Genomic DNA, 12879 nt, shown 5'->3' with positions numbered 1-12879 from the left:
ACTAAAAAGCGAGACTGCTCCCTTTATCGGGATTGATCCGAGTCTTCATTTGCTTTTTGGTTAGCTTCTTCCGCACTGCCAGGCTCCTGAAGCTTAATAATAAGCTTCTGGCCTTCTTTTACGGCTTTGTTTGGTTCAATATTTTGAGATACTACATAGCCGGATCCTGAATAGCTTACTTTAAGCCCCATACTCTCAGCTACTTTCATCACATCACGCATGGCCCAGCCTTTCATATTTGGCATCGTCCACTTCTCAGATGTCAGCAGGATGGCTTTTTCTCCCTGCAGCAGCTTTTCGCCGGCCGCTGGTACTTGCTTTTTAATTTTGCTGCCTGTACCGATCACGACCGGATCCATGCCGGCGTCTTCGTACGCCTTACGTGCTTCTGATGTTTTCTTGCCGGTAAAATCTTTTAACGTTACCGTTTGAGAAATAATCGTTTTATCCGGCTTGATATTTAAATATTGAAGACTGTTTCGCATAACAGGATTGAAAATCTTTGAAACAGGGACCGATCCGGACTCTCCATCCAGCTGCGGCTGCGCAACTGCTACATATACGATGAGCTCCGGATCTTCTTTTGGGGCCATGCCCATAAAAGAAAACAAGTAATTGTTTGATCCTGTTAAGTAGCGCCCGTCTTCTCCGACAAGCTGTGCGGTTCCTGTTTTCCCGGCCACATCATATCCTTCAATATGATACGGCTTGCCAGTGCCGTGTTCTGCTGTTACGACTGTTTCCAGAATGTCTAGTGTTTCGGCTGCCGTTTCTTTAGAGATAGGCTCACCAACCACTTTCGGTTTTGTATCGACAATTGTTTTGCCGGTCGTGTCATCCACAATTTTATCAATAATATACGGCTTCATCATTTTTCCGCCATTGGCAATCGCCGTCGCTGCCTGGAGCATCTGCATTGCATTTACCGTTGATCCTTGGCCAAATGCGGTTGTCACTTGTTCAAGCGGGTAATTATACAAAATACTGCCTGCCGCTTCATTAGGCAGCTCAATACCTGTTTTACGCCCGAAATGGAAGTCTTCAAGATACTGCCTGAAAACACCCGGCGACATTTGTTCCAGCATATTCGCAATCGCTACATTGGAAGAGCGCTGAATGCCTTCTTTATATGTAATATTGCCCCAGCCGGCCCCGCTGTTATGATCTCCAATACTGCCTCCACCTTTTACTTTATATCTTCCTGACTTGTAAAGAGCATCGGCTTCAAACGTGCCTTCCTCAATCGCCGCTGCCAGCGTAAAAATTTTCATCGTAGATCCGGGCTCATATGAGTATTCAACAAGGTCGTTCATCCAGTTTACATCAAGCCCTTCCCGCGTGCCCGGATGAAAAGTAGGACGCTGGCTCATTGCCAAAATTTTGCCTGTTTTAGCTTCGGCTACAATGGCAAACGCTTTGGATGGATTGTATTGCGCTTCTACTTCACTTAATGCGTCTTCCATAAACGTCTGGATTTTAGAGTCAATGGTTAAATACATATCATCGCCGTTTTGCGGCTCAGTGACCATTTCTTGTTTTTCAGGAAGCAGGTAACCCCATAAGTCACTCGTATAACGAATTTTCCCATTTTTGCCCTGCAAATATTTTTCATAGGATTTTTCAATGCCCATCTGGCCTTTTGTTTCAAACGCAACATTCCCATTTTTATCTTCTTGTTCAATTTGCTGTGTAAAGCCAATTAAATGAGAAGCAAATTTTCCATTAGGATAAAACCGTTTCGCCTGTCGGGTAAACGTAATACCGGGCAGCTTTTCGGCTTCAATTTTTCGCTTCACGCTGTTCGTCAGCCCGCGTCCCGCCGTGCCAAACTCCACTTGGAATGCTCCTTCTTTTTTCAAACGCGCTAGTATATCTTCCTCATCCATATCAATATATTTTGCCAGTACCTTTGCTGTTTTCTCTGGATCTACTACATGATTTGGAGATTCTGGATTCGTTGTTACAGAATCGTCTAAAATTGCTGCCATTGTAAATGAAGTAGTATCTTCTGCAATTACTTCTCCATTTGTATCATAAATCGTTCCCCGGCTCGCTTCAAGAACATCTGTACGCATGTATTTTTCAAGCGCTTCGTTTTTAAGTTTATGTCCGTCTGCTGTTCCGGTCGCCTGAATGTAAAATACCCGTGAAAATAAGATAAAAAAGAGGAGGGCGAACCCGACGTACAGGATCGCAACTCCTATTTTCCGATTGTTTCTATTTTCCATCATTTCGGCTCAACAACCTTAATATTTTTGCTTAAATCCAGTCCCATCGCTTTGGCACGTTCCCAAATTTTTTCATACGTGCTTTCTTCGCTGATCTGAACCTCAAGATCATGATTTACTTTTTCCTGCTCTTGGATTTTCACTTCGATATCCTGAATTTGTTTGTTTGTTTCATAGATCGCTGCTTGTGTAGAGATAAGCTTTGCACTCATAAAGCAAACTGTTAATACAAAAACAAGAAACAGTACCTTTTCTCCAGGAGTAAAAAATGACCTGCTGATCTTCCGCTGTTTAACAGAAGCCTTTTTAGGCTGTTCCACAATCGGCTTTCTCGCTGTGTTGTTCATTTCGATCCCCCCCTAATTGGTTTGTTTTCTTTTTTCTGCAATACGCAGTTTGGCTGAACGTGCCCGATTGTTTTCTGTCAGCTCTTTTTCAGTGGGGACAATCGGTTTTCTTGTTACCAGCTTTAAAACAGGTTCATATTCTTCCGGAATTACAGGTAAGCCGGGCGGCAGCTCCGGCCCTGCAGACGCTTCCTTGAAAACTGTTTTGCAAATACGGTCTTCAAGCGAGTGGAAGGTGATGACACTAATACGCCCATCGACATTCAATAAATCGATCGCATCGTGAAGTGACCGTTCAAACACACCCAGTTCATCATTTACCGCAATTCGAATGGCCTGGAAAATACGTTTGGCCGGATGGCCGCCTTTTCTTCTTGCCGGAGCCGGAATTCCTTCTTTGATCAGTTCCGTCAGCTGGCCTGTCGTTTCAATCGGCTGAACTTCCCGCGCAGCTTCAATTTTCCGGGCAATCTGCTTGGAAAACTTTTCTTCTCCATATCTGAAGAAAATGCGGACAAGCTCTTCAAAAGACCATTCATTCACAACGTGATAAGCAGTCAGTGCAGCACTTTTGTCCATTCTCATATCAAGAGGTGCATCATGATGATAGCTGAAACCGCGCTCCGGTGTATCAAGCTGAGGTGATGAAACACCCAAGTCGTACAAAATGCCGTCGATTCCCGTAACATTTCGTTTGTGAAGCTCTTCCTTCACATGTTCAAAGTTGCTTTTTATAAATTCAACACGCTCAATAAACGGAGCAAGCCGTTTTTTCGCATGTTCAATCGCAGTTTCATCTTGATCAAATGCATATAGTTTTCCGTTTAGCCCGAGCTTTGACAGCAAATATTCACTGTGTCCGGCTCCGCCGAGTGTACAATCTACATAAATTCCGTCCGGGCGGATATTCAGCCCGTCGACTGTTTCATGAAGTAGGACAGTCGTATGATTAAATTCCATTTTTTATCAGTCCAATCAGCATTATAAATCGAAATCAGTTAAATTTTCCGCTATGTCTGCGAACGAATCCGCCGATGCTTCCACATACTCATCCCATGCTGCGGCACACCAGATTTCTATCCGGTTTGACACCCCAACAATCACACATTCTTTTTGAAGTGAGGCATATTGCAGAAGCGGGCCGGGGATATTGATTCTGCCCTGCCGGTCAAGGGTACAGTCGTTTGCTCCCGAAAAGAAAAAACGGGCGAACGCACGTGAATCCTTCCTTGTTAAAGGCAAAGCGGTGAGTTTTTTCTCGAGTACTTTCCACTCGTCTAGGGGATATAAAAACAAGCACTTGTCCAATCCGCGTGTGACCACAAAAGTTTGTCCGGCTTCACCGCGGAATTTTGCGGGGATAATCAATCTGCCTTTTTCATCGACCGAATGACGGTATTCACCCATGAACATAATGCTTCCCCACTTTCTACACTAACTTTACCACATCCCCCCACTTTGCACCACCAATTTCATGTTGCAGATCTTTTCATTTCGTTTACACAAAAAAGCCTGCCCTAAGAGCAGACTTTTCATTTATACGTATAGAAGATAATGGCCGCCATCGTGTTTATATGGCTGATTCAACAAGTCATCAATAAAAGAAGGACCGTACACATTTAAAAATGGATATACGTTCCACACTCTTTCCTGCAATCCATTCGGGCGCAGAGCGGCTTGTACACGGTCAAACCGGCGTAAGGCCGCGTCGTGTGTCTGCTTTAGAACAGCGTCGCTTTTTTGAAGCAGCAGCTCAATTTGCCGTTCATGATACTGCTTGTTTTTTTCAACAATCGGTGCAAGGCCATTATGAAGCTCGGCCGCACGCGCTTCAATTTTCTCATAGCTCGCTATCAAATCCTGCTTCATATGGGCAACAAGCTCATCAAGGCGGTGATCACGAATAGAGTCCATATAAGCAGATTTCTCATTTTGCACGCCTTGCTGCACCGCCGTTTCAATCGGTGTCCCAATCTCTGAAACAATCTCCGCCACTGTCCGGTCTACAATCGTAATATTTAACCTTGGCATAATAAGCGGCATCGTAAGCTCGATATATTCAAAAGCTCCTTTTAACTCCGCCCAATAAGCAATCTCACCTGGACCGGCGATAAAAGCAAGTGTAGGAAACAGCCATTCCTGCATGAGCGGACGCGTCACAACATTGTTACTAAAGGATTCCGGCGACGTTTCCAGAAGCTGCAGTAAATCATCTTCTGTGTACGACTTCCCGCTTTTGCTGATAAACAGCCCGCCTTCCCTTTCAAGCAGGTGGCGCTCTCCCTCTTCAATCAGGAATAGATTCGCCGGCTGGCCGCTCGTTTCAATTGCGGGTGTAAAGCCGGCTTGTTCAAGCGCCTGCTGCGTGGAGTGCACCGCTTCTGCAATCGGGCCGCTTTCCACAATCAGTCTCTTGAAAAATGGCGCTTCAAGCTTTCGGAGCTCGGGATCTGCCGCATCAATCAGCAGCAGACCGTGCTTGGCAAAAAAGGATCCGGTTAAAAAAGCAAAAAAATCGGTAAATGTGCGGCTTGCCTTCACCGCTTTTTTCACATCATGAAGAAGCCGATTCGTATAGTGTGTTTCTTTTAAACAAGCAAAAACAGAGGCCACCCAGCCGAGCATTTGCTCTTGATCGTAGACCGTGCTTGATGCGGCCTGTTTTTTCACAAACCGCTCTGGGTATCCTATTTTTTGCATATTCCCGTTTTTTTCTACAAACACATGGTTGATTTCCAGCAGATCATGATCCTCGCCAGCAATCCAAAAAACGGGGACAACCGGAATACCCAGCTGCTCTTCCTGCTCTCTCGCCAGGTGCAGAATCGAAATGATTTTATGTATAGAATAAAGCGGACCCGTTAAAAGTCCAGCCTGCTGGCCGCCGATCACGACAACCGATCCAGGGTCTTCAAGCTTCTGAAGAGAGTGCTCTGTTTGCGCTGTCACATGATGCGGCTCCATATAATTCCGAATAATGCCAGCCAGCTCTTTTCGCTTAAACATTCGTGTCCGCACCTCTTCTGACCGCTGCTGAAAAGACTGCTGCGAAAATGGATCGTAGTCAAAAAAGCCGCCTGCCTGCTTTGAGCCGCTTGTATATTCCCTGGCAAATGGGGTCAAAGCGGGAACAGAAATGCGTTTTTGTTCCATGGATGTACTTCCTTTCTTTCGGACAAATTTTCTTGTTCGAGTATACCACCTGGCGGATTGAAAGGGAAAACAATGTGCCTGCACAGCTCCAATTCTTTTCCCTTATCTGCCCAATTCGGCTTCTTTTCCTTTTATGAGATGGTATAAGAGCGAAAAAGCGGGGGTCTCAACGCCCCTTTGTGCTGCTTCTTCCAAAAGAGCTCCTACGATTGCGTCTAATTCCGTTTTCCGCCCCGCTTTTATGTCTCGAAGCATCGAGGATTCATTGGCGGCTGTCTGGCGGCATATATCGAAAACAGACTGCGTAACGGATTCCTTCGTTTTAAAAGGAAAAACGGCCGCAATTTCTGCACACAATTTTTCTGCCGCTGCAGCATATTCGCTATTTTCAGCCAGCTCTCCGTTTTTCACATACAAAAGGGCAGTTAACGGATTAATCACTGCATTTGCGGCCATTTTATCAACCAGCATTTCATATGCACTTTCTTCCCATTGAAAAGAAAAAACAGGCGTCTCCAGTTCGCGGGCAACCGCTTCCTCTCCCCCTTTTACACAGGCTATTTTAGTTTGGCCGCGCCCGTTCACCTGCACCGTACGCTCGTCTATTTTGGCTGCCCCATGCGTGACAGAGCCGGCATAAATATTTGAAAAAGGAAGCTGCTGAATCAGCTTAAGATGGCTTAAACCATTTTGGATAAACAGCAAAGATGATGCTTTTGGAAGGTGCTCAAGGATCTCCTGCAAATGGTACTGCTTCACCGCTGCAACGATTAAATCCGTTTCAGGAGGCGCAACAGCGGCTGTTTGAACCGGATAAATATGTGACTGCCCCTGCTCAATTACACGAATGCCTTCCTCTTCAAGGCGTTTCCGTTGTACGCTTGTTCTCGTTTGAATAGTTATGCGGTGGCGGCTGCTCCACTCTGCAGCAAAAAACAGCCCAAGGGCCCCCGCTCCAATAATATGAATGTTCATGTATCTCTCCCGGTTTGTAAGCGATAACAGGATCGCTACTTTTTTTATTTACTTTATTATATAATAAAGGGGACAAATCAAGAGAGAGTTTGCAAAGGAGATTGAGGAAATGGGCTTAGCAGTTGAGAATCTGAAAATGAATTTCAAAACGATGGAAGAGTTTAAATCCTTCAAAGAATATGGACTTGAAGAACTTTCGATGATTGAGGAACTACAAACTTCCATGGTCGAAGACAATACCGATTCGCCTTTTTACGGCATTTATTACGGGGACCGGCTTGCTGCCCGTATGTGCCTGTACATCCGGCGGGATACATCAAATCTCGTACCCGGAAACGATCAGTATGTAGAAATTTGGAAACTTGAAGTGCTGCCGGCTTTTCAAAAGAAGGGACTTGGGGCATTGCTTGTCCAGTTTGCCAAGTCATTTGAACTCCCTATCATGACAAAACCGCGCGTAAAGTCACAGTCTTTTTGGGAGAAAGTAGATTTTAAGCCGGTATCCGAAAACAGTACACGCCTTATTTGGCTTCCTGAAAAGAAAAACGCTCAAAAAACAAGCTGAACTCACGCACAATCTGTTCTCCTTTATCCATACTCTAATGACAAAAAAAGCGAAGAGCCATGGCCTCTTCGCTTTTTTTGAAAGATGTAAAAGATGTTATTTGCTAACAACTTCTTTACCTTTATATGTTCCGCACTCTTTGCATACGCGGTGCGCAAGTTTCATCTCACCGCAGTTCGGGCAAGCTACCATACCTGGCACTTGAAGTTTGAAGTGCGTACGGCGTTTGTTTTTGCGTGTAGTAGAAGTTCTTCTAAAAGGTACTGCCATGTGATATACACCTCCTTAACGGAATAAAAACTATATGAAGCCAGAATAGCTGTACTTCTCAATTACTCATCATCGGACGAAAAGAAGTTTTGAAGTCCTGCTAATCTTGGATCAACAGCCGGCTTCTTTTTTTCGGGAAGCTCTTCTTCTTCTTCAAAAAACGCCCAATCTTTCCCAGACTGAACAACATGCTCATCCGCTTCTTCACTGAAAATCTGCATCGGTACCTCTAAAATGATCGCTTCTTTTAAAATCGGCCGGAGATCTATTACATTTCCCTCCGGAAAGTGAACATCTTCTGTCTCATATGATTCGCCTTCCTCCGGCTTTAATAAAAACCGTTCTGTCAGCGGAATTTCAAACGAGTAAGGCACGTCTACAAGTGTCCGAGAACAAGGGACAATCATTTCACCCGTTGCTTTTACATGAAAAACAATTTGATCATGACGAATATCAGCTCTGCCTGTTACATGGACAGGCGAAATGCGGCGTATGTCATTATCGAGTGTTGTTAAGTCTGTTACGTCAACTGTTTCATCAATTTCAAGACCGCGGTCGCGGTATTTTTGCAGTTGAATTATTGACCATTTCATTTAATCACCTCAAGGCAACAAAAGTAATTATAGCCCTCTCCCGATTGAATGTCAATATATTTTCTTTACAGTGAAATACCGGTTTGACTTTTTATTCACCATCTTTGAAAATGAAAGAACATTCTCCTGAAGAAAGGACGTTTCACATGAACGCAGCCGGCATTGTTGTTGAATACAATCCATTTCATAATGGACATCTCTACCATATAAATGAAACGAGGCGTTTGTCAAATGCAGACACCATTATCGCGGTAATGAGCGGCTCCTTTTTACAGCGCGGAGAGCCGGCCATTGTTGATAAGTGGACCCGCACAAAGGTAGCCCTGCAGCACGGTGTTGATATTGTCGTTGAACTTCCATACGCTTTTTCAACGCAGCGGGCTGAAATATTTGCACAGGGCGCCATTGAAATTCTTTCCCATTTAAAGTGCCGTTTTTTTTGCTTTGGCAGTGAAAATGGCGGTATGGATCCTTTCCTCCACACCGCAGAACAATTGAAAAAAAACAGCATAGAGCTTGATACCTGCGTCCGCTCCCTTATGAAAGAAGGAATGAGCTACCCCGCCGCCCAGACAAAAGCAAGAAACGAAGTGTTCGGAGAAAATGCACTGCCGCTTGATTTATCAAAGCCAAATAACATTTTAGGCTTTCATTATGTACAAGCCAACCTTGGACTGCCCACGCCTATGCAGCCGCTGACGATTCAGCGAAAAGGAGCAGGATTCCATGATACTGAATCAACAGGGCCGATTGCAAGTGCGACAGCGATTCGGCAGCGCCTCTTTACTAAAGAAGAACCGATTCATGATGTCATGCCTTCGCTGAGTGCTGAAGCCATGCAAAACCGTCCGCTACATTCATGGGAATCTTACTGGCCTCTGCTTCGCTATCGCCTACTGTCCATTGAACCCGGCCGTCTTGCTTCCATTTATGAAGTAGAGGAAGGCATTGGACCAAGACTCACAGAAGCAGCGCGGCAAAACAGCTCCTTTGCCGGCTTTATGGGACAGGTTAAAACGAAGCGTTACACGTGGACCCGCCTTCAGCGAATGATGACCCACATTTTAACTGACACCGATAAAGCAAGCATGCAGAAGGCTCAGCAGACCTCGTTTGCCCGGCTGCTTGGCATGACCGAAAGTGGGCGTGCATATATCCGGTCCATTAAAAAAGAAATGGAAGTGCCGCTGCTTTCCCGCACGGCTGCTGCCGGCAGCCTGCTTGCGCTGGATATAAAAGCATCCCGTGTGTTCGCTTCCGCCCCCAACGCGAGTGAAAGCTACGTGCGTTCTCTTTTAGAACAAGAATATTCCATGCCGCCGATTTTACTTTGACGCAGACAGGTTCCTTAAATAGTCCACTGCCTCCGAAAAAGTTTGAACCGGTACAATAACCATGCTTGTTCCAATATCCTCTGCAGCTTTTTTGGCTTCTTCATAATTGGTTTTGACATCTGTACGGCCCGCCGGCAGCTTATCATCCGGTGCAAAGAAAAACTGCGCCCCTGCCCGGTCGGCCGCTACGACTTTTTGAACGATGCCTCCAATCCGGCCAACTGTGCCGTCCGGGGCAATTGTTCCCGTTCCAGCTATCTTTAATCCAGCCGCCAAATCCTCTTCTACCAGCTGGTCGTAAATTTCAAGTGAAAACATAAGACCGGCAGAAGGACCGCCAATGTCATCTGCTTTCAGCGTTACCTTTGGGTCGCTTTTGAGCGCTCGATCATCGGCCAGGCTGATGCCAAGGCCGGATTTGCCGCCCAGCTCTGCGAATGCTCTGAGCTGAACGATTTTTTCATATTTTTTTTTATCGCGTGTAAATGCGACTGTAATTCGGCTACCTGGCTTTTTCGCCTGCACATAATCCGTCATTTGTTTAGACGATGTAACAGAACGGCCATCAATAGATATAATGCGGTCGCCTGCTTCAAGCACTCCTTCCGCAGGCATATCTGGAAATACACTTAACACATAAATACCTTTGTATATCCAGCTATGCGGTTTGCCCGCTTCCCTAAAAGCAACCGCTATGGCATTTTGCTGTGAGGTGTCCATTAAATGAACCTGTCTCACGTTAAATTCGTTCTCTGATTCGTGTGAATAGCGAACCGTTTCTTTTGGGAGAATTTCCTCGTAATCCCGAAGAAATGCCCACGCGTATGAATAAATGTTAGCAGGCCCCATCTGTATCGTGGTCAGCATCAATGTGCTTGTATCATTTTCGTCTCCTTCATCTACATCAACAATTGGATTAAGCGTGTGCGCTTCTCCCGGTCTTGTAATGTAAAACGGCAGCGGGATAAAGGCTGCCACAATAATCAACAGCAGAATCGCATATAAGAGCCCTGTTCTTTTATTTTTCACATTTGTTCTTCCTTCCATGCAGAAATCATCCAGCTCTATAACTGGTATGAATTGTTTCATTAGTCTATTCTTTCTGCCTTTACATATCCTTTTGTACAGGCTCTTTTATTGTACAAAATTTTAAGAAGGCGTGCTTTATATTCTAATCAGGGGGCTTTTTATGTGGAAAACTTATGCTGCTGCCTGCTCCATTACGCTGCTGGCTGCCGCTCTTTTATTTTCACCTCAAACCGGCTTGAAGGCAGCAGTCTACGGTATGGATATATGGTGGAAAACTGTTTTTCCATCCCTTCTTCCTTTTCTCATTTTAACAGAGTTAATGACAGGTCTTGGCGTGATTGCTTTTTTCGGCTCCATTCTAAGCGGTTTGATGCGGTTTTTTTTCCGCATTCCTGGTCCAGCCGGTGTGACTTGGATGCTGTCACTTGCTTCAGGGTTTCCGGCCGGCGCAAGAATGGCTGCACAGCTTCGCACGGAGCAGTCGATTACCCGTACGGAAGCAGAACGCCTCGTTGCGATGGCCCATTCCTCTAACCCATTATTTATTTTAAGTGCGGTGGCCAGCGGTTTTTTAAAAAGTCCGGAGACCGGCCTGCTGCTTGCCTCAGCTCATTACAGCGGTGCTTTTTTAGTCGGGCTTACAATGCGTTTTTATGGAAAAGAAGAAAAAATAGAGAGAAAAAAAATAAAAACAGCCGGGCCTCTTCAGGCATTTAAAGAAGCACGCGAAAAAGATGGACGGGTTTTTGGCACCTTGCTCGCTGATGCAGTACTGTCTTCTGTTAAAACACTTGTACTGGTTGGCGGCTTTATTCTCTTTTTTTCTGTCTTAACCACTTTGCTGCATAAGTATGGAGTGGCCGCTTTTTTATTTTCTCTTCTTGGTTCCAATGAAACAAGCATGCCTGTGTTTAAAGCGCTTTTTGCTGGTTTTTTCGAACTCACGTCTGGTGTGCAGCTCTCCTCTTCCGAATCGATTCCTTTACCCGTAAGCCTGTTGCTGATCAGTGCTATTCTTGGCTTTAGCGGCTTAAGCGTTCACGCGCAGGTAGCGGCGATTATTAGTGAAACGGATATCCGTTTTGGCCCTTTTTTCGCCGGCCGTATTCTTCATAGTGTATATGCAGCAGTCATTACTTTTTGTCTGTTATCGTGGCCTGTTTCTTTTCCGAAGGCAGCTCTATCGTTTGCGCCAGAGCATGGCATGCTGATCACAGTAGTTGTTCTGGGTGTCGCTTCTCTTTTGCTGGGAGTCCGCTACTCAAAAAGCCGGACCAAAAGAGTTTAATCTTTCGGCCCGGCTTTTTTATTTCGAAACGGAATCAGCAAGACGTTTTTTTATTAAAGCTTCTTCCACTTCCCTCGGGACGAGCTCTGAAATATCCGCCCCATACTTCGCCACTTCCTTGACAATGCTTGAGCTGAGAAACGAATACTGACTATTGGTCATCATAAAAAACGTTTCAAGCTCATCGTTTAATACGCGGTTCATGGACGTAATCTGCATTTCATATTCAAAGTCAGATACAGCCCGCAGTCCACGCAGTATGGCTTTTGCTTTTACCTGTTTTGCGTAATCAACGAGCAGGCCCTGATAATGGTCCACTTCCACATTTGGTATATGTGCCGTAACCTGGCGGATTAACTCTGCCCGCTCCTCCGCCGAAAACAGCGGTTGTTTAGATGAATTACTTAAAATGACGACATACACTTTGTCGAATACTTTCGCCCCGCGCTGAATAATATCCAGGTGCCCGTTGGTAATCGGATCAAAGCTTCCTGGGCAAACTGCAATACTTGTCATGATCTTTCCTCCTCATCTGCCGCTTTGTAAATGGAAACAGAAATCATTCCGTACGTTTCGGCGCGTGTGCAAGAAAACGGGCCGACCTTTTCAGGAAGGCGTACATCTGATCCGTGCTCACACATCACAAATCCATGTGGTGCAAGCAGATTATGCTCCGCAATAAACAGCAGCATGGCTTCAAGCTTTTGCTTTTTATAAGGCGGATCAAGAAAAATACCATCGAATACTAACTCGCGCTTTACAATGGCTTTTAATGCCCGCTCCGCTTCATTTCGATATACTTCTGAGCACTCTGAAAATCCAGCGTTCCGTATATTTTCTTTTACTGTTTGAATCGCTTTCATATCGCGATCAACAAAAATCATCCGATCCATTCCCCGGCTGAGCGCTTCAATTCCGAGCCCCCCTGAGCCTGCAAATAAATCTAATCCAGTGCCGCCTTCAAAATAAGGACCGACCATATTGAAAATGGACTCCTTTACTTTATCTGTCGTAGGGCGCGTGTCTTTTCCCGGCACAGCTTTTAAAGGCAGCCCCTTTTTTTCACCTGAAATGATTCTCATATTTTAACCTGCCAT

14 protein-coding genes are annotated in these 12879 nt (G+C 45.2%); 3 read left to right on the top strand and 11 right to left on the bottom strand.

Annotated elements, in window-relative coordinates:
* Positions 1 to 23 precede the first annotated feature (23 nt).
* From RIN81_RS01790 to RIN81_RS01765, 6 genes are all read right to left on the bottom strand, one after another.
* Complete coding sequence (locus tag RIN81_RS01790) at positions 24 to 2231, bottom strand: penicillin-binding protein (RefSeq protein WP_309087020.1); 2208 nt, start codon at positions 2229 to 2231, stop codon at positions 24 to 26.
* Positions 2228 to 2575, bottom strand: a complete 348-nt coding sequence (ftsL, locus tag RIN81_RS01785; RefSeq protein WP_309087019.1) for a cell division protein FtsL — start codon at positions 2573 to 2575, stop codon at positions 2228 to 2230. The genes RIN81_RS01790 and ftsL overlap by 4 nt, the downstream gene beginning before the upstream one ends.
* 12 nt (positions 2576 to 2587) lie before the next feature.
* Positions 2588 to 3535: a 16S rRNA (cytosine(1402)-N(4))-methyltransferase RsmH gene (rsmH, locus tag RIN81_RS01780; protein WP_309087018.1), complete on the bottom strand. Its 948-nt coding sequence runs from the start codon at positions 3533 to 3535 to the stop codon at positions 2588 to 2590.
* Between the two features lie 21 nt (positions 3536 to 3556).
* Positions 3557 to 3988 carry a division/cell wall cluster transcriptional repressor MraZ gene (gene mraZ, locus RIN81_RS01775; protein ID WP_309087017.1) on the bottom strand — a complete coding sequence of 144 codons (432 nt, stop codon included), beginning with the start codon at positions 3986 to 3988 and terminating at the stop codon, positions 3557 to 3559.
* A 123-nt stretch (positions 3989 to 4111) separates the two neighbouring features.
* On the bottom strand, positions 4112 to 5728 hold the full coding sequence (gene bshC, locus RIN81_RS01770; RefSeq protein WP_309087016.1) for a bacillithiol biosynthesis cysteine-adding enzyme BshC: 1617 nt from the start codon (positions 5726 to 5728) through the stop codon (positions 4112 to 4114).
* Between the two features lie 102 nt (positions 5729 to 5830).
* Positions 5831 to 6703, bottom strand: a complete 873-nt coding sequence (locus RIN81_RS01765) for a 2-dehydropantoate 2-reductase (protein WP_309087015.1) — start codon at positions 6701 to 6703, stop codon at positions 5831 to 5833.
* Positions 6704 to 6812: 109 nt separating this feature from the next.
* Here RIN81_RS01765 and RIN81_RS01760 point away from each other — a divergent pair, with 109 nt between their 5' ends.
* Positions 6813 to 7268 (top strand): GNAT family N-acetyltransferase, encoded by a 456-nt coding sequence (locus tag RIN81_RS01760; RefSeq protein ID WP_309087014.1) that lies wholly within the window; start codon positions 6813 to 6815, stop codon positions 7266 to 7268.
* Positions 7269 to 7364: 96 nt separating this feature from the next.
* On the opposite strand, the gene rpmF is transcribed toward RIN81_RS01760, so the two are convergent.
* Positions 7365 to 7538 carry a 50S ribosomal protein L32 gene (gene rpmF, locus RIN81_RS01755; protein WP_046175141.1) on the bottom strand — a complete coding sequence of 58 codons (174 nt, stop codon included), beginning with the start codon at positions 7536 to 7538 and terminating at the stop codon, positions 7365 to 7367.
* 62 nt (positions 7539 to 7600) lie between these two features.
* Positions 7601 to 8131, bottom strand: coding sequence for a YceD family protein (locus tag RIN81_RS01750; protein ID WP_242232136.1), 531 nt, complete (start codon positions 8129 to 8131; stop codon positions 7601 to 7603).
* Positions 8132 to 8277: 146 nt separating this feature from the next.
* Between RIN81_RS01750 and RIN81_RS01745 the strand changes: the two genes are divergently transcribed.
* Positions 8278 to 9465, top strand: a complete 1188-nt coding sequence (locus tag RIN81_RS01745) for a nucleotidyltransferase (RefSeq protein WP_309087013.1) — start codon at positions 8278 to 8280, stop codon at positions 9463 to 9465.
* Here RIN81_RS01745 and RIN81_RS01740 read toward each other — a convergent pair.
* Positions 9457 to 10554 (bottom strand): SepM family pheromone-processing serine protease, encoded by a 1098-nt coding sequence (locus RIN81_RS01740; protein WP_309087012.1) that lies wholly within the window; start codon positions 10552 to 10554, stop codon positions 9457 to 9459. The genes RIN81_RS01745 and RIN81_RS01740 overlap by 9 nt on opposite strands.
* A gap of 100 nt (positions 10555 to 10654) precedes the next feature.
* On the opposite strand from RIN81_RS01740, the gene ylbJ reads away from it, so the two are divergent.
* A complete protein-coding gene (gene ylbJ / locus RIN81_RS01735) occupies positions 10655 to 11782 on the top strand; it encodes a sporulation integral membrane protein YlbJ (RefSeq protein WP_309087011.1) in 1128 nt (375 codons plus the stop codon).
* 18 nt (positions 11783 to 11800) lie between these two features.
* On the opposite strand, the gene coaD is transcribed toward ylbJ, so the two are convergent.
* Together coaD and rsmD are read right to left on the bottom strand one after the other, a co-directional pair.
* Entirely contained in the window at positions 11801 to 12298 is a 498-nt protein-coding gene (gene coaD / locus RIN81_RS01730) for a pantetheine-phosphate adenylyltransferase (RefSeq protein ID WP_242232140.1), read from the bottom strand.
* Positions 12295 to 12864 (bottom strand): 16S rRNA (guanine(966)-N(2))-methyltransferase RsmD, encoded by a 570-nt coding sequence (rsmD, locus tag RIN81_RS01725; RefSeq protein WP_309087010.1) that lies wholly within the window; start codon positions 12862 to 12864, stop codon positions 12295 to 12297. Before rsmD ends, coaD begins: the two co-directional genes overlap by 4 nt.
* Positions 12865 to 12879: the final 15 nt, after the last annotated feature.

Source organism: Domibacillus sp., from assembly GCF_031181085.1.
In the GTDB taxonomy this organism is placed as follows: domain Bacteria; phylum Bacillota; class Bacilli; order Bacillales; family Domibacillaceae; genus Domibacillus.
The sequence above is the reverse complement of the archived record's forward strand: the minus strand, read 5'-3'. Positions and strand labels throughout refer to the sequence as shown.